Annotated in this window: 23 protein-coding genes and 1 riboswitch; of the genes, 2 read left to right on the top strand and 21 right to left on the bottom strand. The window is 49.1% G+C overall.

The genetic code is table 11. The features are described from left to right. Window positions 1-16: 16 nt before the first annotated feature. From KNP91_RS02770 to KNP91_RS02700, 15 genes are all read right to left on the bottom strand, one after another. Complete coding sequence (locus tag KNP91_RS02770) at window positions 17-427, bottom strand: hypothetical protein (RefSeq protein ID WP_214848470.1); 411 nt, start codon at window positions 425-427, stop codon at window positions 17-19. Window positions 428-668: 241 nt separating this feature from the next. Continuing rightward, on the bottom strand, window positions 669-1,067 hold the full coding sequence (locus tag KNP91_RS02765; RefSeq protein ID WP_214765029.1) for an RrF2 family transcriptional regulator: 399 nt from the start codon (window positions 1,065-1,067) through the stop codon (window positions 669-671). Window positions 1,068-1,293: 226 nt separating this feature from the next. Next, a complete protein-coding gene (locus KNP91_RS02760; protein WP_131973022.1) occupies window positions 1,294-2,031 on the bottom strand; it encodes a Bax inhibitor-1/YccA family protein in 738 nt (245 codons plus the stop codon). Window positions 2,032-2,090: 59 nt separating this feature from the next. Next, window positions 2,091-2,882, bottom strand: a complete 792-nt coding sequence (locus KNP91_RS02755; RefSeq protein WP_214765030.1) for an AAC(3) family N-acetyltransferase — start codon at window positions 2,880-2,882, stop codon at window positions 2,091-2,093. A 10-nt stretch (window positions 2,883-2,892) separates the two neighbouring features. Next, a complete protein-coding gene (locus KNP91_RS02750) occupies window positions 2,893-5,901 on the bottom strand; it encodes an AAA family ATPase (protein ID WP_214765031.1) in 3,009 nt (1,002 codons plus the stop codon). Beyond that, window positions 5,883-7,004, bottom strand: coding sequence for an exonuclease SbcCD subunit D (locus KNP91_RS02745; protein WP_214765032.1), 1,122 nt, complete (start codon window positions 7,002-7,004; stop codon window positions 5,883-5,885). The genes KNP91_RS02750 and KNP91_RS02745 overlap by 19 nt, the downstream gene beginning before the upstream one ends. Window positions 7,005-7,150: 146 nt before the next feature. Then, complete coding sequence (locus tag KNP91_RS02740; RefSeq protein WP_131973025.1) at window positions 7,151-7,357, bottom strand: helix-hairpin-helix domain-containing protein; 207 nt, start codon at window positions 7,355-7,357, stop codon at window positions 7,151-7,153. A gap of 82 nt (window positions 7,358-7,439) precedes the next feature. After that, entirely contained in the window at window positions 7,440-7,829 is a 390-nt protein-coding gene (locus tag KNP91_RS02735; protein ID WP_214848469.1) for a hypothetical protein, read from the bottom strand. Between the two features lie 108 nt (window positions 7,830-7,937). Beyond that, the gene (locus KNP91_RS02730) at window positions 7,938-8,966 is read right to left on the bottom strand and encodes a ThiF family adenylyltransferase (RefSeq protein WP_214848468.1); all 1,029 of its coding nucleotides are present in this window, start codon (window positions 8,964-8,966) and stop codon (window positions 7,938-7,940) included. Continuing rightward, on the bottom strand, window positions 8,963-9,730 hold the full coding sequence (locus KNP91_RS02725) for a thiazole synthase (RefSeq protein WP_214848467.1): 768 nt from the start codon (window positions 9,728-9,730) through the stop codon (window positions 8,963-8,965). Before KNP91_RS02725 ends, KNP91_RS02730 begins: the two co-directional genes overlap by 4 nt. Window position 9,731: 1 nt before the next feature. Then, on the bottom strand, window positions 9,732-9,935 hold the full coding sequence (thiS, locus tag KNP91_RS02720) for a sulfur carrier protein ThiS (RefSeq protein ID WP_131973029.1): 204 nt from the start codon (window positions 9,933-9,935) through the stop codon (window positions 9,732-9,734). Continuing rightward, window positions 9,932-10,921 carry an NAD(P)/FAD-dependent oxidoreductase gene (locus KNP91_RS02715; RefSeq protein WP_214848466.1) on the bottom strand — a complete coding sequence of 330 codons (990 nt, stop codon included), beginning with the start codon at window positions 10,919-10,921 and terminating at the stop codon, window positions 9,932-9,934. Before KNP91_RS02715 ends, thiS begins: the two co-directional genes overlap by 4 nt. After that, window positions 10,918-11,514 (bottom strand): thiamine phosphate synthase, encoded by a 597-nt coding sequence (locus KNP91_RS02710; protein ID WP_214848464.1) that lies wholly within the window; start codon window positions 11,512-11,514, stop codon window positions 10,918-10,920. The genes KNP91_RS02715 and KNP91_RS02710 overlap by 4 nt, the downstream gene beginning before the upstream one ends. A gap of 90 nt (window positions 11,515-11,604) precedes the next feature. Beyond that, a riboswitch (TPP riboswitch) is annotated at window positions 11,605-11,707 on the bottom strand. 59 nt (window positions 11,708-11,766) lie between these two features. Continuing rightward, the gene (gene nagZ / locus KNP91_RS02705) at window positions 11,767-12,996 is read right to left on the bottom strand and encodes a beta-N-acetylhexosaminidase (RefSeq protein ID WP_251135881.1); all 1,230 of its coding nucleotides are present in this window, start codon (window positions 12,994-12,996) and stop codon (window positions 11,767-11,769) included. A gap of 5 nt (window positions 12,997-13,001) precedes the next feature. After that, window positions 13,002-13,427, bottom strand: coding sequence for an OsmC family protein (locus KNP91_RS02700; RefSeq protein WP_214765044.1), 426 nt, complete (start codon window positions 13,425-13,427; stop codon window positions 13,002-13,004). Between the two features lie 204 nt (window positions 13,428-13,631). On the opposite strand from KNP91_RS02700, the gene KNP91_RS02695 reads away from it, so the two are divergent. Together KNP91_RS02695 and KNP91_RS02690 are read left to right on the top strand one after the other, a co-directional pair. After that, window positions 13,632-14,822: an MFS transporter gene (locus tag KNP91_RS02695; protein WP_214765046.1), complete on the top strand. Its 1,191-nt coding sequence runs from the start codon at window positions 13,632-13,634 to the stop codon at window positions 14,820-14,822. A 188-nt stretch (window positions 14,823-15,010) separates the two neighbouring features. Then, a complete protein-coding gene (locus tag KNP91_RS02690) occupies window positions 15,011-15,508 on the top strand; it encodes a C40 family peptidase (RefSeq protein WP_214765047.1) in 498 nt (165 codons plus the stop codon). Between the two features lie 71 nt (window positions 15,509-15,579). On the opposite strand, the gene KNP91_RS02685 is transcribed toward KNP91_RS02690, so the two are convergent. The 6 genes from KNP91_RS02685 to KNP91_RS02660 form a co-directional block, all read right to left on the bottom strand. Continuing rightward, complete coding sequence (locus KNP91_RS02685; protein ID WP_214765049.1) at window positions 15,580-16,659, bottom strand: hypothetical protein; 1,080 nt, start codon at window positions 16,657-16,659, stop codon at window positions 15,580-15,582. A 10-nt stretch (window positions 16,660-16,669) separates the two neighbouring features. Beyond that, window positions 16,670-17,482, bottom strand: coding sequence for a hypothetical protein (locus tag KNP91_RS02680; RefSeq protein WP_214765051.1), 813 nt, complete (start codon window positions 17,480-17,482; stop codon window positions 16,670-16,672). After that, window positions 17,479-18,159: an ATP-binding cassette domain-containing protein gene (locus tag KNP91_RS02675; RefSeq protein ID WP_214765053.1), complete on the bottom strand. Its 681-nt coding sequence runs from the start codon at window positions 18,157-18,159 to the stop codon at window positions 17,479-17,481. The genes KNP91_RS02680 and KNP91_RS02675 overlap by 4 nt, the downstream gene beginning before the upstream one ends. After that, a complete protein-coding gene (locus KNP91_RS02670; RefSeq protein WP_214765055.1) occupies window positions 18,152-18,532 on the bottom strand; it encodes a GntR family transcriptional regulator in 381 nt (126 codons plus the stop codon). Before KNP91_RS02670 ends, KNP91_RS02675 begins: the two co-directional genes overlap by 8 nt. Before the next feature lie 308 nt (window positions 18,533-18,840). Then, window positions 18,841-19,362: a hypothetical protein gene (locus tag KNP91_RS02665; RefSeq protein ID WP_214848462.1), complete on the bottom strand. Its 522-nt coding sequence runs from the start codon at window positions 19,360-19,362 to the stop codon at window positions 18,841-18,843. A gap of 110 nt (window positions 19,363-19,472) precedes the next feature. Then, the gene (locus KNP91_RS02660) at window positions 19,473-19,763 is read right to left on the bottom strand and encodes a hypothetical protein (RefSeq protein ID WP_214765058.1); all 291 of its coding nucleotides are present in this window, start codon (window positions 19,761-19,763) and stop codon (window positions 19,473-19,475) included. Window positions 19,764-19,964 lie beyond the last annotated feature (201 nt).

Raw genomic sequence — 19,964 nt, 5'->3', positions numbered from 1 at the left:
CATGTTTTAGAGACGATCAATGCTGTCTCATCCATCGCGTATCTAGGCTCTGAACGAATGCTTTTAAATCATCCTGCGTCCGGATAAGAGTCTGACAGGTCACCTGCTCATTCTGAATCAATTTGATTCGAACAGGCGGTTCGTTGATCAAGCTGAACGCAAAAAGCAAGGTCGAATGTTTTTGTGTATAGACGGCAACCGCCAGCAATTCCTCATGTAGTCGTTCTCTCACTTCTTCACTTGTATGCATATGTAAGAGATGGATGGTTTCATGAAGAAGGGACGATTTCATACGTTCTGACACGTCCAAATACCGGACTTCAAGGTGAACTTCATGATTTCTTCCCCGCCGCGTCGTAAGGAAAAACGGAGGGTGAATTAATTTTTGAATAAAACGAATGATGCGTTCAATGCTTATCTCAGACATCAAAAACCTCTTTTCTAACCTCGATACCAAATGTTCGAAGATTTTTCTTTTGTTGCGCCAAGATCCAGACAAAACCTTAAACATATAATAATATCGTATGTTTAATTCCAAAGAAACCTGATTTGCTTAGCCTTTTTTAGTTTAACATATTTCGTCTTTTCAGACCGAATCCGAAGCCATAAAAAAAACGAAAAGCGGTCCACTTTTTCTTTTGATAAAAAGAAGACCGTGCTTATTCGTTTCATCCAATCTGCACTTTTGTTAAATCTTCTAATGTGTACGCTTGCAAAGCATTTGAAAATAATAAAAAAGCATTATCAAAAGCTTGCCGCGTATTTCGAAGCGATTCTTTCTCGTGTGTTGGCAATACTTCTTTCAAATACGAAACTTCTTCAAATAAAGCCACCACTTGACCCAGCGTGATTTCATTCGGTGCTTTGGCTAACTTAAATCCCCCATTCCGTCCCTGATAAGACGTAATTAACCCGAACTTACTCAATGAATGGACAATTTTCATCAAATGATTTTTGGAAATGGCGTAATGATCCGCTACTTCTTGGATTTGAACAAGCCGGTTGGGATTCAAAGTGGCATAGAGCAGAACGCGAATTGCATAATCCGTCGACCGTGTCATTTTCATTCTTTTCACCTTCTTGAGTTCTTGCTGTTCTAATCAAACAATTACATGAGATTATGTTTATGTTGTTAGCGTGCACTTGCACATAATATAATCAAATATAAAATATTTTCTTGGATTTTACAATCGAATTGAGGGTTTCCGGTTCTACCTTTTTTATCCGAATGCATTTATGTGCTTCCTCCATCAAAAAAAGACATTGCGTTTTCGCAATGTCTTTTCGTAATAATCAGTCCCGTGCTGCCAAACGGTACAGCAGATCAAGCAACTCGATGTAGAGCCAGATGATCGTGACGATTAATCCGAACGCGGCCACCCACTCCATCGATTTCGGCGCACGGGCCTGGACTTGTTGCGAGATGAAATCAAAGTCCATCACGAGCGACAGTGAGGCGACGATGACGATGACAAACTGAATGCCGATCGCAAGCGGCGAACTGCCGGTCATGAACGGCAGATCGACACCAAACAACGCGAGCAACAAGTTGACGCCGTACAAGACGAGGATCGAAAGAATCGCTGCCGTGACAGCCGAACGGAATCGTTGTGTCACTTTGATCATGCCGGTCGTATAGACGAACCACATCGCAAACGAGACGACGAATGTCGCGAGGACCGCCTTACCGACGAGTCCCGGGTACATACTTTCGAACATCAACGAAATCGCTCCGACGGCGACCCCTTCGACGATTGCATAGACCGGTGAGAGCACGGGTGCCGTTCGTGGTTTAAACGTGATGATCAGCGCGAGAATCAATCCGAGGACGACTCCGCCAATCAAAGCCGGTACTAAAAATTGCGGATTCGCGGCTAAGAAGAACCATGTTCCACCGGCTGCTGCCGTGACAAGGGCGAGCAACAGGAAAATCTTACTCATCGTCCCTGCCTTCGTCATCGGCCGTTCACCGGCACGTGCCGTTTCAAAACCACGGCGTAAGGCCGGATTCACTTTAAATCGTGTTGCCATCTTGCGTTCACTCCTTCTATTTTTTCTATTTCTTACTACGGTTGTTTTCCGGAAAAGTTTCAGCTTAACCAACTATTTAAGGCATTCAGCTGCAGCATGACGACCGGGATCGATGCTTTCGCTGAGACAAGGTGCGACGTCGCCTGTCCGACTTTACCTGTCGTGACGAACGGTTCGTCCATAATTCCTTCGCCGATCGGTCCAAAAGGATCACTGTCGATGATCCGGTGCTGATAACGAATGAAGATTTCTTCATCTCCTTGAAGCATCTTACATCCCGATTCCTCGAGCGGCCGGTCGACTCCGTATTCGGCGTAATGCCAGACGGTCGTCGAATCCCACGGTGAACCGAGATGCAGAATCTGTCCGTCCGCTTCGATGAACTTTTCAAGCGGTGAACCAGGACCAAATCCATTTTCAATCGTATGTCCGGCAACGAATTCCGATGCCTCGTTTCCCCACGCCGTGACTGACCACATCGGGTGGGCACTGCGTTTGACGCCCGGGAACGTCCGGAACAGTTCCGGTACCTTGCCGATACTCCGGGTTGGTGTCTTCGCCGGGTCGTATGCCGGCATTTGCTGACGGATTGTCTCCCACCAGTCTTCCGGAACGGCAGGACGGCTCCAGTTTTTCGGATCCGAATTATCCGTACTCTGTGCCGCCATCATGATCAGACCGTCCGGCGTGATGACTTCCTGCAACGCTTCGATCAGCGCTTGTGCTCCGCCGGGAATCCAGCCGATCTGTTTCATCGCGCTGTGGACGAACACTTTCATACCCGGCGTCACACCGAGTTGTTTCAAATCGGTGATCAGTTTTGATTTCGTGACCATTTGTCTTGTTTCCATTTCGCACCCCTCACTCGACGACAAGACGAATCGTCGATCCTGTTTTGCCTTGCGTCACTTCAATTTTCGCATCGACCCGTGACTTCAGTTCCTGAACGTGACTGATGATTCCGACCATCCGGCCGCTTGCCTGAATCGAAAGCAGTGTCTCGATCGCCTGCTCGAGCGATTCCGGATCAAGCGTACCGAATCCTTCATCGATGAACATCGTCTCAAGCGATACACCTCCGCTCGCTTCCTGCACGACTTCCGACAGACCGAGTGCCAAGGCGAGTGAGGCCTTAAAGCTTTCCCCGCCGGACAACGTCTTGACGTGACGAGTCTGCGACGTATAGGCATCAAAAACGTTTAAATCAAGACCGTATTTCTTCAAGCCTTTACCGGCTTCCGTCTTCCGTTCGAGCAGGAAGCGTCCGGACGTCATCCCGTGCAAGTGACGGTTCGCCGCCTGCAGGATTTCGTCAAAGTAGGCGGTCTGGACATACGTTTCAAACGTCATCCGTTGCGCGTTCTCTCCGACACCGACCCGGGCCAGCTCACCGAGGATACCGTACCGTGCATCCTCCGCTTCGATTTGTTGCTGAAGACTCGACCAGGCATCGACCAGTTGTTTGATGTGCAACTGTTCTTTCTCAACGCCAATCCGGTAATCCGTCGCTGTCGCCAGTTCCGCTTCCGCTTGTCTGACGAGCGGACGAAGAGCCGTCAGATCCGGACGATCCTGTTGCTGAATCAGTTGTCGGATCCGCCCAAGACCACTTTCGACATCCTGCCGTTTTCGCCGGTCGGCTTCGAGTCGCTCCGCTAACCCTTCCATCATCTGTCGTGTCAGACGGGCCTGCTCGAATTGTTCGACTGTCTCGAAGCGTTCTTCCTGTAAACTCCGTTCAAACACGCGTTTGACTTCCGTCTGCTTGGATGTATGGGTCGCCAATTCTTCTTCGATATGCTCGAGGCGTCCACTTCGTGCCGCGACTTCTTGATCGAGCCGTTGTTTTTGATTCTGACTTGCTGTCCGTGCCGCTTCAAACTCCGCCAATCGTTTTGTCAGTGTCTGCTGTTCGATTTCCAACTCACGACGTGACGCCTCATCCGGATTTCGGTTCAGCATGCCTTCAAGCCGAGCGAGCTCCAGCAACAGTTTCGACTGCTGATTCGTCTCCTCTTCGATTTGCCGGTCTGCCTGTTCCAATTCCGTCTCGATTGTCCGGAGCTGTTGCTCCAGTTGCTGTTTTCGTTCCTGTTGTTGCTGTAATCGATTTTCTTGCCCTTTCAAGTCGTTGATTTCAGAACGAATCGCGGTCACATCGGTCGGAACCGGTTGTCCGTCCGCAAGTGTCGCGAGTTCCTGTTCGAGTTGCCGTTTCCGTTCCGCGACTGTCCGGTACGTCGCCTGTAACTCCTGGTGCGCCGATTGTGCGGTTAAGTAGGACTGATGCAACGCTTCGACATCGAGCGCTTCCATTTTGACAGCAAGTTGCGGATGCGTTGCACTACCGCAGACCGGACATGCTTCCCCGTCATGCAGATGTGCCGCAAGTTCCGCTGCCAGTTGACGGCGTTCATTCTGCCGGCCAGCCGTGTACGTTTTTTCGGCCTGTTCTTTCTCCGCTTTCACGCGTGTCCCCTGCTCGATCAGCTGCAGTCGTTCGGCTTCATTCCGTTGCCACTCTAAGTGTTTCTGTTCGATGGATTGCAGGACGAAGCGGCGTTCCTGTAAGGACAGACGGATGCTCGAATCGTCGATCATCATCGAAATCTCTGCCTGCAGCTGTGTCCGTTCACTGCGCTGACGAGTCCGTTGTTCACGTAATGCGTCCGGATTCAGCTTAGCAACGGCACGCCGTAAGTCTTCTTGTTGACGCACCAATTGTTCTTGATCCTTCAGCCGTTGCAGCTCTTCCGTGATTTGCTCCAGGCGCCGTGACGCCTCGCGTATTTCCGGTTCCTGCATCGTCAATTGCTCAACGGTCCGGTTGACCTGGTCGAGTTGCTGTTGCAGGTGCTTGAGTTCGGACAGGACGGTTTGTTTCGTCCCGGTCAATTGCCGGACCGATTGTTCCTCCGACTGAAACGTTTCGTACACCCCTTGGATGGCTGCTGCCCGGGAAGCCGCGTCATATTGTTCTTTCTGGCGTATTGTTTCCGGCAACGTCAAGGCGAGCTGTTGTTCGAGATGTAACAATTGATCGTACTCGGTAAATGTCTGCTCGAGGTGCTCCGCCTGGCGCAGCCGCTCCGTCAACTGTTCGACCGTTTGACGTCCTGTCTGTTCCACCGTTTTCGCCTGTTCAATTTTTTCATCAAGTGCTACAAGCAATGTATCTGTCTGGTGACGGATTGTCGTTTCCGTCGCTTCCGACCAGTTGAGGTCGAGCGGTAATTCTTCGAGCTTCGCAAGCTGCTTCGTTTTCGTTTCTTTGATCGCCGCAGCAAGATCTAGCGCTTTCCGGTGCAGCCGTTGCTGAAACTCCCCATAATGTTCCGTCTTGAACAACTGCTTGAGGATCTGCAGCTTATCTTTTGACTCCGCCATCAACAGTTCGCGGAACTTATTTTGCGGGAGCAGCAGGATTTGCGAAAACTGTTTGTGGTCGAGTTGCAACAGTTCCTGCACCTGCTGACGGATTTCCGGAATTTTTAGCGCAAGCGGTTTCCAGCTCGTCCCATCATGCCGGGCGAGTTCCGCCTCATGTCCGTAATCCGTTTTATTGACCGGATGCGGCTGACTCGGTTGCCGGATAATCCGGTAGCGTTCGCCTTTTAACAGAAATTCGAGTTCGACTTCCGTCTTGTGTTCCGGTTTCGCGAAATGACTGCGCAAATCGCTCATTTCCCGTTCCCCGCCTGACGTCTCGCCGTACAATGCAAACGTCAATGCATCAAAAATCGTCGTTTTTCCGGCGCCGGTATTCCCGGAGATGACGAACATCGTCCGTCCGCCGAGTGCGCGAAAATCAATCGTCTGTTCGTCGGCAAACGGTCCGAACGCACGTAGGGTTAATCGTTCTGGACGCATGCAGCTTCCTCCTCTAAGACGGTCTGCATCGCATCCGTCGGTTGTTTTTCCCGTACCGCTTCATAAAATTCCCGGAACAGATCCGTTAGCGTCGCCGCCTGCACCTGATCGCGTGATGCCTGGACCGCCCGGGTACTTTCGCGTGTGAATCCGGTCCGTTCGAGGTGAAGAATATTCGGATACAGCTTCTTTAATTTCCCCATCGGATCAATCAAGGCTTCGGCATCCGTCAGGTTGATTTTAATGTAATCGTCCGTCGCTTGTGTTTCGACGAAGACCGGATTCGTCAGTTCGGCAAGACTGCCTGTCAGTTCACGCAAATCGCGCTTGGCCGTCAACGGTTCGAAGCGACGGTCAAACGTCCCGTTTTCGTTCAGTGTCAAAATATCGACGCCTTTGACATGACTGGCTTCCGAAAACGAATATTTCAATAACGAACCGCTGTACCGGATTGTCTCCGACTTGATCGCAAGTGGATTATGCAAATGTCCGAGCGCCGTATAGGTGAACGGAGCAAACGCACTGGCGCTGACCTGTCCCGCTGTCCCGACCGACAATTGGCGTTCGGAATCGGTCTCAAGCCCGCCGATGACAAAGGCATGCCCAACGAGGACACTTGGTCCATCGATGTCCAGCGTTCCGATGATTTTTCGCATCGCGTCATCATGCGTCCGGATTGTTTCATCCTGATAGACATAGCGGACGGTCGCCGGATCTGCGAACGGCACCGGATAAAAACGGACGCCGTTGATCTGAACCGGTTCGATCGCCTCCGTCAATTTACCTGCCAGGTGAAGACCCGCCCGTTGTAATAACGGTGTACCGAAACTCAGCCGTTCCGCTGAATCATGGTTGCCGCTGATCGCGACGACCGGAATCTTCCGTTCCAGAACAATGTCGGCTAACACCGTATCAAGCAGTTCGACCGCTTCCGTCGGCGGGACGGCACGGTCATACAGATCACCGGCAATGATGACCGCGTCCGGCTGTTCCCGGTCAAGCAATTGTAGAAATTCCTGGAGAACAGCCCGCTGATTGTCGAGCATCGATTCGCCATGAACGATTTTTCCTAAATGCCAATCGGCAGTATGAATCCATTTCATCTCTCATCACGCTCACTTTTCCTCTATAATATCCTTATTTTAGCATGACTTGAATGGTTCTGACGATGATCTGACCGATTCCAAACCAAGTAAAACCCATTGCTTGACCGATAGTCTCCCGGTCAAGCAATGGGTTTTATGATGCATCATGTTTTAAAGGTCAGTCCACGTTCACCAAGCAACTGTTTTAACTTCGGTATCGAAGAAGGTCCGATTCCGTGCCACTGCAGAATATCATGTTCATGATACATCGCTAACAATTCCAATGATGTCACGCCGTGTTCACTCAGGGCCCGTTGTGCCGGCTTTGCGAGAAGCTCAAAAGGATTCGCCTCAGGTTTGTCTGAATTCATTATAGCTTCCTCCTGACAATAGACAAAAACCGCCTTCCTGTTTAGCTGGAAGGCGGTTTTTCGGACGGCTTAATTGTCATCTTCAGTGGGTGTGGCGCTTTTGACGAAATCGTTTGACCGACGTGAAGATGGACACTGATCCTCCGATGATTGCCCCGACGACAATCCCGGTCGTAAATTTTCCTCCGGGATTCTTCGCAGAACCTGGTTCAATTGCTGTTATATGTTCTTCCTGCTTCTGCTCGAATAACTGTTGGAGAGGGGAGGATGTAGGCTCGACTTCGACAATCCGGTCAACTTCCTGTTGACGGTCTTCCCGGCGTTCGACGCTGCAAGGTGACAGATAGAACGGATTCAGGTTCGTCCGATACCGGTCTGGATTCCAATTCGCTTGCTGAACGACTTCAGCTGCATGGTCTGTCCGCTTCGTCTGATCCAATGACTGGATCGATTGATCGAATTCTTGTTTCATCGTAATCACTCCTCTTCACATTCAATTTCACCAAAAATCTCCGACTTAAGTCTGAAGTCTTATTTACCTCTTTTTTAAACATCTAAAACATGTATTCAAAAAAATGTTTTATTTTTTTGTGAACGTCCCTTCGAAATAGGTCTCGTAAATCTGTTTCGCTTGCACAAGATCCGCTTCGCCGTGAAGCAGGATCCGCCCATCGGCAAAGGCGGTAATCCGATGTTGTTCCGTCTCGAACATCAACAGATACGGATTGCGTAGACAGCTGATCCCGCGGCCGCTCATCTCCTGTTCAAGCCGGATTAAATCACGGGTCCCTTCCCCGCGGATTTGAACGATATCCCGGCCGCATAATGTCACGAAGTGAAGTGGCGGAGCATTGAGATACGGATAGACCGGGTTATCGCCGCAGGACGGACAAGAAGATTGTTTTAAGGACACAACATTGATTTGGCTCTGTTGATTGTTCCAGACATCAAATGACAGCACCGTCTGCCGTAATGCAGCTTCAGCTCCGGTCAAGTATTTTAATGCTTCCGTCACTTGATGCGCCGCAACCAGCTGGACGACCGGACTGATGACGCCTGACGTATCACATGTCTCCTGCTGTTTCGGCAAATGATTGAGCAAACAATGCAGACAAGGGGTCTGTCCCGGACGAATCGTATAGGTCATGCCATAACTGCCGACACATGCACCGTAAATCCAAGGAATCCGAAATTTTGCCGCAACATCATTCATCAGCATCCGAATAACGAAGTTATCGGTCCCATCCACAAGCAAATCTGCTTGTCCGACAAGCCGTGTAATATTCATTGCCGTCACATCTTCGACAATCGCCTCGATCGTCACCGTCGAATTGACGGCACCGAGCCGGCGTTTCGCCGCAACCGCCTTTGGCAAATGGTTCCTGACATCCTGTTCCGTATAGAGTTGTTGCCGTTGTAAATTGCTCCACTCGACGTAATCCCGGTCGATCAGAGTCACTCGTCCGATTCCTGCCCGGACAAGCTGTTCCGCACTCGCTGTCCCGAGTGCACCGAGACCGATGATGACGACGTGCCGCTGTCCCAGTTGATCCTGCCCTTCCTGTCCGATTGGACGAAAGCGGATTTGTCGGCTATACCGGTCCATCATGGGCGGCTGATCCCGGTCGTCGGACTGCTCGCCGTCGCATACCGTTTTTTCTCAATCCGTCCTGCTTCAAAACCGAGTCGTCCCGCTTCAACCGCAAGCTTCATTGCACGTGCCATCTTGACCGGGTCTTTCGCATGCGCGACGGCTGAATTCAACAGGACACCATCAGCTCCGAGCTCCATCGCGTACGCCGCGTCAGCCGGTGAACCGATGCCGGCGTCGACGATGACCGGCACTGACATTTGTTCGATGATGAAGCTGAGCGCGAGCGGATTTAAGATGCCTTGTCCGGAACCGATGGGTGACGCGGCCGGCATAATCGCATGACAGCCGAGTTCTTCGAGCCGACGGGCGAGCAACAGATCATCTGACGTATACGGCAAGACGATGAAGCCATCCTTGATTAATTCCTCTGCTGCTCGTAATGTTTCAATCGGATCCGGCAGCAGTGTCTTGTCACAACCGATTACCTCGACCTTGACCATATCGCACATCCCTGAGGCCCGGGCAAGCCGGGCAAGCCGGACCGCTTCCTCCGCCGTCTTCGCACCCGCAGTGTTCGGTAACAGATCATAGCGGCTTAAGTCGAGTGCCGCGAGTGGATTCGTCTGTTCCTTCGCAAAAACATCGAGTCGCCGGACGGAAAACGTTAAAATATTTGTTTCCGATGCTTCGACCGCTTGTTGTTGCTTCTCATTATCCGGATATTTTCCTGTCCCGAGTAACAATCGTGATGCAAATTTTTTTCCGCCAATTTCTAACATGTTATCCGCCTCCTACAAAATGAACGATTTCAATGACATCTCCGGACGTAACGTCCGTATCCGGATAGCTCGACCGGTCGATGATTTGATGATTTTGTTCGATGATGACGACCTGTCCCTGAATCTCCAGTTTTTCTAACAAGTCGTGTAACGTCTTGATTTCCTCTGTCAAAGCATAGTTTTTTCCATTCAATCGGATAGTCATCTGCTTTCCTCCTGTCGTCGTCTGTTAAAACCATCCAGTGCCACTCTTGGCATTTGCCCCATGAGACAATCGGCTAACACATTGGCCGTCGCCGGTGCCAGTAAGATGCCATGCCGGTGGTGCCCGGTCGCGACGAACAATCCGTCGATACCATCCACCGATCCGAGATACGGCAGACCGTCCCCGGTTTGCGGTCGAACACCGGACCAAGCCTCCACGAACACGGCCTCTGCAAGTGGCGGATAGAGCTTAATCGCTGCATTCAATAACAAACGAATACTGTTCAGACTGACGGTCGTTGATTCATCACTAACCCGTTCCGTCGCCCCGATGATGATCCGTCCGTCTGCTTTCGGGACTAAATAGACCGCATCACCAAACAGCGTCCGATTGAGTTGTCCGGTCGTCAGCCGGACAGACAGACACTCGCCCTTGACCGGAAGTGTGTTAATCGTCACTCCGACCGTCTGTAACAATTCTTCCGATCCGCGACCACCGGCGACAATAATTTGTCTGCCCACCCGCAGCCCCCGGTTAGTCTCGGCGCCGGTCACCGTTTGTCCGTCCCGTACGAGACGTGCTACGACCGTTGCCTCTTCGATTCCCCCGCCCCGTCGTTCGATCGCACTGCGTAATGCTTGTGCAAACAACCGCGGATCAACCTGTCCGACCGAATCAAACGTCCGCCAGTGATGTGCCTGTTGCATATGAAACGGTTGTTCCAGATACCCGCTTCCGAGACCGGTCTCGTCAAACAATTGTTGCACGAATTCCGGATACAGCTTCCGGCTCAGCCGGGCCAGTTCATGTAACGGTGCCAGCAATTCTTCATCTGTCGCGAGCATTCCCGCTGCTGCTTGCGTCGCTCCCTGACCGACAGTTGACTGTTCAAGCAAATGAACGGTTTTCCCGCGCTGCAGGAGCTCATAGCCGAGCGTTAAACCAATGATACCGGCTCCGATGATTAAAACATCCGGGCGTGTCATCGTTGCATCACCGCCTGGAACCGGTTGGCTGCTTCGACCGGAGACGCCTGACCGAGAATGCCCGACAAGACGGCCCCGCCTGCGCAGCCGGTCGCCAGGATATCCGGCAGATTGTCCGGTGTAATGCCACCAATTGCAATGACAGGAATCGATGTCCAGTCGACAACTTGTTTCAAGGCGTCGAGTCCCCGGGGCGGTACACCCGGTTTTGATCCTGTCTCAAAAATATGGCCGTACAGGACGTAATCAGCACCGGCTTGTTCCGCCGCTATCGCTTCCGTTAACGAGTGAACCGATTGACCGATCACCAATTCCGGAAAACGGTGCCGGACGAGGTCGACCGGAATGCTGCGTGTTGTCAGCTGAACTCCGGTGCCGGTGACGACTGCCACGTCCAGCCGGTCATGGACAATTAATTGCTCTGTCTTTACGCCTCGTCGCACGAGTGTTTCGATGCACACGACCAGTTCCTTCGCTGACCATAACGGCTCCCGCAAATGAATCCGGTCGACGGATAGTGCGAGTTCCGGTAACAGCTGTTCGAGTATGTCCGGACGCTGCTTGCCGGTTGTCATCAGATGTAACTGGCTCATCATTTCCCCCTTTCCACACGAAAAAGGACCACCCCATGAACTGATGGAGTGGTCCTACAAAAAAGGGCGACAGCCGTCGCATCCTCTATGAATGATCGGAATCCACTTCCCTCCGCTAGTACGAACTAGATCAGGTTCAAAGGGTCCGGATACTTCCGTCTCAGTCTGCTGCGAGACTCCCCTAGTGTAGATATTGATTTGTGTGGTACGCCTGTAGTTTACCACGGGTAGTCCGATTTGTTCTACCCTTGATTAGTGTCGCATGTCCGATTCGACCGCTTTGACCTGCTCGATTAGCTGTTCATACGCGTCGACGCGTTTCGTTTCCGACAAGTCATACGTTTGTTTTAAGCGTAATACCCGCATGACTTTCTGATCAAGGTCTGCTCTCGACAATTTACCTTGTTTGATCCGTGTCATGATTTCCTTGTGAACGGACGCGTATGCGCCGGGCGATGAGAACATCGCCATATCCGCACCATTTTCGAGGGCAAGACTTGCCGCCTGGGCAAGTCCGTACCGTTCTGTGATGGCTCCCATGACCAAATCGTCCGTGATGATGACACCGTCAAACTTCAGCTCATCCCGTAACACCCCGGTCATGACGGGTTTCGACAACGAAGACGGACGGGTTTTGTCGAGTGCCGGAAACAGGATATGCGCGACCATGACCATCTCGGCCCCTTCCTGAATCGCCCGTTTGAACGGGACCAGCTCCGTCTGCTCGAGTTCCGCTTTCGTCGCATCGACCCGCGGCAGACCGACATGGGAATCGACGGTCGTGTCGCCGTGTCCCGGAAAATGTTTGACGACCGGCACGACGTCTTCTTCTTTCATGCCCTGCATCAACGGGACACCAAGCCGGGCGACCTGTTGCGGATCCGCACTGAGCGATCGGTCACCGATGATCGGATTCGCCGGATTGCTGTTGACGTCAAGGACGGGAGCGAAGTCCATATTAAAGCCGTAAAAACGGGAAATCGAACCAAGTGTCTGTCCGACTTCCTTCATCAATGCCGGATCATTTTTTTGACCGAACGACAGACTCGGTGATAATTTGAGCTGTGCGTCCGGGACCCGACTGACGCGTCCGCCCTCTTCGTCAAAGCCGAGAAACGCTTTTGCATCAGCCGGTTGGGCTTCAGCAATCGCTGCCGTAAAGGTTTTCAGTTGATCGGTCGACGTGATGTTGCCGCCGAGTAACAGCACACCACCGAGTGCATGATCCTGCAACAGCGTTCGGTCGGCTTGTGTCAAAGCTGTTCCCGTCACACCGATATACAGCAACTGATCGACTTTTTCCGCCGTCGACATGTTCGAGACGGTTTCTTTAAGTTGTTTCTCTGCCCGCTCAGCAGCAGAAGGTCGATCCGGCTGCGGCGGCTTTGTTTTCTTCGCCGGCTTCGGTTGCGGTTCGACCGGTTGTGCCGGCTCGTCAGCACAACCGGCGAGGAGGACACTTGCCAACAGAACAGGAACCATCCGTTTCAAATCGGTTCCTCGTTCCGGACGCCGTTGATCGAGTAATAGACTTCAATTTCTGCGTTCAGCGATTGTGAGACCGAGCAGTATTTGTCTTTTGATAAGGCAATCGCCCGGCGGACTTTATCGTCCGGTAAATCACCTTCAAGCCGGTAATGAATTGAAATCGTCGTGAAACGCCGGGGATGATCATCCGCCCGTTCGCCTTCGATATCCATTTCAAATGACGTCAGCGTCAAACGCATCTTTTCTAAAATTGAGACGATATCGATGCCTGTACAACCGGCGACGGCGTGAAGAAGGAGCTCTGTCGGCCGGGGTGCTTGATTGTCTCCGCCGTTTTCTGGCGCGGCATCCATCGCTAAGTGATGTCCGGATTCGGTCTCCCCGCTAAAACCCATCTTGTGATTCCAAGTGACTGTTGCTTGCATCAAGATCACGTCCTTTTCTGATTTAAGTGATGTTTCCTACTCTGTTAGTATACCCGAATCTGTGACAGGTGAAATTGACTGTCTATTCACAATAATGCTTCTTTTTCTGTGTCAGGCAAATCCGGTTTCCGCCCTTGTTAAATCATGCTATTCTGATAAACGATAGTTTTTTTGCGCACAGGCGCCAGAAGTGGGGAATTATTTATGTCATCATCATCATCGACTCGTTTGAGTCAAGCCGACTGGCTGTTAATCGCGACGTTATCCATGTTGACGTTTGTCCTTGGAACAAGCGAATTCGTCATCGTCGGTATTTTATCTGAAATTGCGGACGGTCTGAACATCACGATTGCAAAAGCCGGGACACTCGTCTCCGCCTTTGCGATCGCCTTCGCCATCGGAACACCGATTACGATGTCCTTGACCGGACACCTCGAACGGCGGAAGTTAATGCTCAGTCTGATTTTCGTCTGGATCATTTTGAATATCTGCAGCGGGATCGCACCGAATTATGAACTGTTGCTGTTGTCACGAATCGTGACGGCTGTTCTGACGGGTGTCCTGATTTCACTGGCAATGGTCGTCGCAAGCGACAGTGTGCCGATCGCGAAACGCGGCGTCGCTGTCTCCTTCATCTTCGGTGGATTCACGATGGCAAACGTCCTCGGTGTGCCGATTGGCACATTCATCGGACAACATGCCGGTTACTCTGCCACGTTTTGGCTGACGAGCAGTCTTGGTGTCGTCGCTCTGCTTGCTGTTTTGAAAGTCGTTCCAGTCCAGCAATCGGAATCATCCGGTTCGATCCGCGAACAGCTCAGTTTACTCGCCAATCCACGGATCATGATCGCCTTTTTCATTCCCTCATTCGGATTCGGTGCGACATACGTCGTCTATACGTATCTCGTGCCCGTGCTTGAGTTGGAACTGAAATTGCCGTCAGCCTGGATCAGTCCGATTTTACTCGCTTACGGTGTCGTCTCGATCTTCAGTAACATCTTGGCCGGTAAAATCGCCAGTCGGAATCCGATCGGCCGTCTCCGGTTCGTCTTCATCGTTCAGGCGATCGTCCTCGCTGCTCTCTACGTGACGACAGCGTCGGTATCGCTTGGCCTGATCAACATTGCCTTGATGTCCTTGATGTCGATTTTATTGACGACGTCGACGCAAATTTATCTGATCGACCTGGCAGAAAAGTTTAATCCGGAAGCGAAAGGGCTTGCTGCTTCCCTGATGCCGGTCGCAAGCAACGTCGGGATTGCCTTCGGTTCCGCACTCGGCGGACTCGTGTATGCAAACGGTCCGATCATGAACATCGCCCTTGTCGGTGGTGCCGTTGCTATACTCGCAGCTGCGTTGACGGCGGTCAGTCACCGGCTCGATCAACATTCATAAAAAAAGCGTCTGTTTCCATGGTGTCCTCTCGTGAGGCACACGGAACGGGCGTCTTTTTGTAGCGGAGACTCAGACCGAACCTTACAACACTGTTAGGTGAACGTATCTAATTTGTTGCTTTATTTTCCAATCGGCATGGTACGGTAAAGTCAGTTGTTCATCCCACTTACGAAAAAGGAGATTTTACTATGAAATCGTATTATGCCCTTCCATTAACAGCCCTCTTACTGACAGCGACGGTTAGTCCGGTCACGACATTTGCTGCAACACCGACTAAAGGCGAGACAGCGAAACCATTATCAGAAAAAGCACTTGCAAAAAAGAAAGCGGCGATTACGAAACTCGCGACGTCTTTGATCGGAACACCATATAAAGAAGGCGGGACGACAACAAAAGGCTTTGACGCATCCGGCTTCACACAATACGTTTATCAAAAAAGCGGTCTGACACTCGAGCGGACAATTGCGAAACAAGCCGCTATGCCGCTGAAGACGGTCACATTCAAAAAAGCCGTCCCGGGCGATCTGTTGTTCGTCCAGGCGAAAAAGGCGAAATCACCGAACTTCGTCGGAATCTACACCGGGAAAAACAAGTTTGTTGCCGTGACGACGAAAAAGGTTGAATCGCAGGACCTGACATGGAGTTACTACACGAAACAGGACATCATCATCAAATCGTATCAGTGAAACAAAAAACGCAATCTGAAACTCTTGAAGAGTTCCGGATTGCGTTTTTTTGGAGTTATTAAAGTTGTTCGTTAGTTCAAGACAAGTTCATTGAGTGTAGTTTCTGCTCGTTTTAATTTGTCCTTGATGTTTCCCTCATACAAGACGCGGTTTGATATTGCGTCGACGACAAGGACATTGATAACACCGTCACCAGTTCGATTCGCCGTGTAAATCAAATCATCTTTCAGCTCGGTATACTCACCTAATCCAGACTCATCTAATACTAACGGGATACCTATCTTATATTTTGTCGATTTCTTCGATGCCAGATCATAAACTGCCCATATTAAATCTTTTGGTTCGCGTTCAAGTAGGATCAGTTTTGTTCCATCCGCACTCAGTTCGGTTTGGTTAGCACCAACCGACTTTAATCCTTTTAAAAGTTGAGATGTTTTTCCGTCGCTCATATATACTTTTTCTATTGTCTCATCTGATCCTTCTACACCTTCCGACGTATAATAAACAATCGTTTCATCATGGATTCCTAGAAGATAGAACTCATCTTTAGAGGTAAATGGTAAATTGATTTTTCGAATCGTTTCGTTTTTTAAATCAATTTTGTATAACAATGTTTTTGATTCGGATTCATAATCTCGCGCAATAACATACATACTGTTTCCAATCCGTTTATACGGATAAAGCTCGGTTTTTCCTAGCTTCCTAGCTTCAGCAGGTGCCGGAAATATTTTTTTGACGACACGCTGCTTGCCGTCTTCCCAGTACTGCAGCTCCCATTTGTCATTGTCTGGCGCACCCGTCGCATATGAAATTCCATCCTGTTCCAGCGTAATGACGTAATCGTTACGCATAAAGCGTCGGAAATCGTTCGGTGCATTTTTTTCATCAAATGGGCTTTCAAACAAACCGCTAACTAGACTATCCTCCGTCTTTTGGACACGACCGTCTAATCCAACTTTATAATCCATTTTTTTTAACCCTTGATCATGAAGTTCTGCATGAACGGAACGGACAGCCTGCTGTTTCGGGTCGCCTTTGACCGTCTCAACGATAAAGTCCGATTCATCAATCGATTGAATAAATATGGTATAGATACCTATCGTCAAGAAGCTGACAACAGCCAGTATAAGTACAAATTTAAATTTTCGCATGACGTCCTCCTCAGACCGAAATTTTCCATTTTAATAAGCGCAGGCTTTTCCAAATCGTATAAATAAAATAGAGAACAAAAATCGCTATCATGATTGCAGATATTTCCTGTGACAAAAAGATATCGAGCGTTTCAATGACGTACATACCGCCCATCATGATGACGACAATAGCAATGACTTCAAGGACGATAAACAACAGTCCTTTTGCTTTGCGATACGACCGTTCCAGCAGTACGAGCATAAACAAAAAGCTGACCGTAAACAGGGCAAGCGTTACAATGACGAGTACATCTGACAGATTCATCGTATACAACTGTTTTAAAGTCCGTGACAATCCAAGAGCAGAAGTTGCACGGTAATCGTCTTTAATCAGCCAGTTGAAGATCACATAGCTGAGCTGGATGACCACCCACTGCAAGCCGATAAAGCTGATGATGACAAGAGCCAAAGCTGTCCATTTAGCAAAAAAGATTTTGGCCCGGCTGCCCGGTAAAAGCAGTAAACGGTATATGTACTTGGACTCTCCGAGCCAGTCCCGGTACCAGATCTGAACGGCATACAGCAAGACAAGAGCTACCCCGATCAGGATGATATAGCTGAAATACGAGCTGGCCTGTTCAAACGATAACTTTTCAATCGTTCGGATTGCTTCCGATTCGCTTACTTTCGCGTAGCTCATATAATCCTGCACCTGACGTTCATGATAGATGACCCGTCCGACGACGGTCAGGATTTCGATACTCGCCATCGCAAGGATGACGGAGACAATGATTTTCCAGCTTCGTTTCAACTCTTCGTTCGTTAACATCAGGTATTGTTTCATCGTTGATAGACCTCCCGCATCCGGTCCTGGACCGATTTTCCGTATACTTCGCGCATCTCTTCCGTATCATGTTCATCAATGATCCGGCCGTCCTGTAAAAAGACGACCCGGTCAATCAAATGTTCGATTTCAATGATTTCGTGTGTCGTCATCAGGATGCCACGTCCTTCCATGTAATGACTCGAAAAAATCCAGGCAATCTGTTCTTTCGTAAATAAATCAATTCCGGCGAACGGTTCGTCAAGCAACAGGTACGGACGGTCGAGTGCAAAACCAAGCACTAAACTGAACTTCGCCTGATTTCCTTTTGACAGTTCTAAAATCTTGTCGGTCGTCAATAGCTTGAACAAGCCCATCAATTCTTCCGCGACCTTCGGATTCCAGTCCGGATAATAGTCACTCATATAAAGCAGGGCATCACCAATCGTCATGTAACCGGGCATCGTTTGTAGATCTGGAACAAAGGCGATTTTTTCACGTGTGACTTCTTCGTCGACGAGGACGGTTCCGGCATCGACCGGGACAAGTCCCATGATCGCTTTTAAGATTGTTGATTTACCTTCGCCATTTAAACCGATCAGGCAAGTGATGCTGTCCGGACGCACCGAAAAGGAGACACCTTCAAGAATCGGTTTTTTACGACCGTATCGTTTTTTCAAGCCATGGACTTCAAGCATCGATCTTCCTCCGTTCCGTTGATTGATACATCGTCTCGACTTTCGTGACGACTTCACCGAGCGGAATCTGAATTGCCTGGACCGCCTCGATGAACTGGGCGACTGCTTCATCCAGCATCTCCGTCCGAACTTTTTTGACTACTTCCTGATCCATCGTGATTTTACTTGGGACGTTCCGTTCTGTCGTGATCAAGTGTTGTTCCTCCATTTCCTTATAGGCTTTCTGTGCTGTATTTGGATTGATTCCAAGCTGCGCAGCGATTTCACGGCGTGATGGAATTTCCTGCCCGCATTTCAGTTCTTCCGTCGCGATTTGTTCCTTGAACCATCGGACGACTTGAAGATACACCGGGCTTCTTTGGTCAAATTGCATCGTGGTCTTGACCTCCCTTTCCCGTTTACTGTATTAAAACAGTAATACACTTTCTCTCTGTATCATACGCGTAGTACAGTTGACTGTCAATCCATTTCCAAAAAATATTTCCCCCCCTAATTCATAGGGATAGAATTAGATGGCAGATATAGTGCCTGTAACTTTTTTTGCTGCTTCATTTACTTAAAACATTTGCATTTTTAAAATATTTTAAGTCCACGATTAAATTTCTCATATCAATACTCTTTTGAAGGTTGCGCAAACAGAAAGAGAGAAAGTGCACTTTGATCAGCACCTTCTCTCTTTCCTTACACTATTTCGTTCAGTATATTTTTCAAATAATCCATGTTTTCAACGACACTAACGTCTTCTTTAAAACGCTTAATGGTATGACTAAAATTTTTTTTATTCGCAATTTTCGTAACTCCTGAACACACATTTAATATACAGTTGAGTTTTTTAGAATTTCCACCAATGAAGTAGTGGGACATATATTTTTTGTCTTCCGAAGCAATGATCACCACTGTTGCAAAATCCAATACATCCTCCACATATTCCTCTGTTATTAGTTTGTCTGAAGAACATGCCGCTTCAAATTCATAACTGCTGAAAAATGCTATGTTGCCGTTTAATACATCTAATACGGATTTTCTATAAATGCAATACACGCCGCAAATCGTATCAGACGAAGGTAAGAATGGGTCCTCCATCACTCTCGCAATTTTTTCGTCGTTTTTATCGACGGAAATGGCATGAAAACGTTCCACCATCATTTGATCTATAAACGCTATATTTTTCGCACCGAATTCTTGCGGAGAATATTTATCCAAGCTGTTGTCAACCTTTCCTATAGTTTATAAAATCAACGCTGATGCCATTAATGAAAAGCATACTAAAATACCGCACTCATGACGGAGGCGGTATTTTGAATTCATTTAACTTATTTTTGATATTCAAGAATTGTTTGTTGCATTGGAATACCTGACATCGGAACCGTTCGCTCAATGAACAAATATCGTTTCCCGTTTACTAAAAAGCGGCGGTTCCCTAAGTATTCGACCAATTTCCCGTCTTGCTTCAGCTTCTGCTCGATTGCTTTCACGTGCTCATCTAGTGTATAGAACCGATCATCAAAAGTCATCGAGATGTTTTTCTTCCGAAATCCTAACAGATAACTGAAGAAAAACCAAAACATTCCGCCTGCAGCAAGTAACCCTAAAACAACGTCCATATGAACCTCCCCTTTCGTATAGTTAGACTACGCATCCAGAAAGGGCTTGGTTCCCATTTATAAGAATAATAAAATAAAATTATCCATATAAAGAAAATCATTGGTCTATTCATAACCTAACCATCGCACCAGTCACTGGTTCCGTATTCATCGGGAACAGCAACAGATTGACGAATCAGTTAGTGCAGTCCGAAAGCAACT

The organism is Exiguobacterium sp. s138 (assembly GCF_018618775.1).
GTDB lineage: Bacteria > Bacillota > Bacilli > Exiguobacteriales > Exiguobacteriaceae > Exiguobacterium_A > Exiguobacterium_A artemiae.
Note: the sequence above shows the minus strand (reverse complement) of the source record. Positions and strands in the feature narration are given on the sequence as shown.

What these genes read in the sequence shown, in the direction of transcription:
- KNP91_RS02770 (WP_214848470.1), bottom strand. Translation starts at nt 427, where the DNA reads ATGTCTGAGATAAGCATTGAACGCATCATTCGTTTTATTCAAAAATTA.
- KNP91_RS02765 (WP_214765029.1), bottom strand. Translation starts at nt 1,067, where the DNA reads ATGAAAATGACACGGTCGACGGATTATGCAATTCGCGTTCTGCTCTAT.
- KNP91_RS02760 (WP_131973022.1), bottom strand. Translation starts at nt 2,031, where the DNA reads ATGGCAACACGATTTAAAGTGAATCCGGCCTTACGCCGTGGTTTTGAA.
- KNP91_RS02755 (WP_214765030.1), bottom strand. Translation starts at nt 2,882, where the DNA reads ATGGAAACAAGACAAATGGTCACGAAATCAAAACTGATCACCGATTTG.
- KNP91_RS02750 (WP_214765031.1), bottom strand. Translation starts at nt 5,901, where the DNA reads ATGCGTCCAGAACGATTAACCCTACGTGCGTTCGGACCGTTTGCCGAC.
- KNP91_RS02745 (WP_214765032.1), bottom strand. Translation starts at nt 7,004, where the DNA reads ATGAAATGGATTCATACTGCCGATTGGCATTTAGGAAAAATCGTTCAT.
- KNP91_RS02740 (WP_131973025.1), bottom strand. Translation starts at nt 7,357, where the DNA reads ATGAATTCAGACAAACCTGAGGCGAATCCTTTTGAGCTTCTCGCAAAG.
- KNP91_RS02735 (WP_214848469.1), bottom strand. Translation starts at nt 7,829, where the DNA reads ATGAAACAAGAATTCGATCAATCGATCCAGTCATTGGATCAGACGAAG.
- KNP91_RS02730 (WP_214848468.1), bottom strand. Translation starts at nt 8,966, where the DNA reads ATGATGGACCGGTATAGCCGACAAATCCGCTTTCGTCCAATCGGACAG.
- KNP91_RS02725 (WP_214848467.1), bottom strand. Translation starts at nt 9,730, where the DNA reads ATGTTAGAAATTGGCGGAAAAAAATTTGCATCACGATTGTTACTCGGG.
- thiS (WP_131973029.1), bottom strand. Translation starts at nt 9,935, where the DNA reads ATGACTATCCGATTGAATGGAAAAAACTATGCTTTGACAGAGGAAATC.
- KNP91_RS02715 (WP_214848466.1), bottom strand. Translation starts at nt 10,921, where the DNA reads ATGACACGCCCGGATGTTTTAATCATCGGAGCCGGTATCATTGGTTTA.
- KNP91_RS02710 (WP_214848464.1), bottom strand. Translation starts at nt 11,514, where the DNA reads ATGAGCCAGTTACATCTGATGACAACCGGCAAGCAGCGTCCGGACATA.
- nagZ (WP_251135881.1), bottom strand. Translation starts at nt 12,996, where the DNA reads ATGGTTCCTGTTCTGTTGGCAAGTGTCCTCCTCGCCGGTTGTGCTGAC.
- KNP91_RS02700 (WP_214765044.1), bottom strand. Translation starts at nt 13,427, where the DNA reads ATGCAAGCAACAGTCACTTGGAATCACAAGATGGGTTTTAGCGGGGAG.
- KNP91_RS02695 (WP_214765046.1), top strand. Translation starts at nt 13,632, where the DNA reads ATGTCATCATCATCATCGACTCGTTTGAGTCAAGCCGACTGGCTGTTA.
- KNP91_RS02690 (WP_214765047.1), top strand. Translation starts at nt 15,011, where the DNA reads ATGAAATCGTATTATGCCCTTCCATTAACAGCCCTCTTACTGACAGCG.
- KNP91_RS02685 (WP_214765049.1), bottom strand. Translation starts at nt 16,659, where the DNA reads ATGCGAAAATTTAAATTTGTACTTATACTGGCTGTTGTCAGCTTCTTG.
- KNP91_RS02680 (WP_214765051.1), bottom strand. Translation starts at nt 17,482, where the DNA reads ATGAAACAATACCTGATGTTAACGAACGAAGAGTTGAAACGAAGCTGG.
- KNP91_RS02675 (WP_214765053.1), bottom strand. Translation starts at nt 18,159, where the DNA reads ATGCTTGAAGTCCATGGCTTGAAAAAACGATACGGTCGTAAAAAACCG.
- KNP91_RS02670 (WP_214765055.1), bottom strand. Translation starts at nt 18,532, where the DNA reads ATGCAATTTGACCAAAGAAGCCCGGTGTATCTTCAAGTCGTCCGATGG.
- KNP91_RS02660 (WP_214765058.1), bottom strand. Translation starts at nt 19,763, where the DNA reads ATGGACGTTGTTTTAGGGTTACTTGCTGCAGGCGGAATGTTTTGGTTT.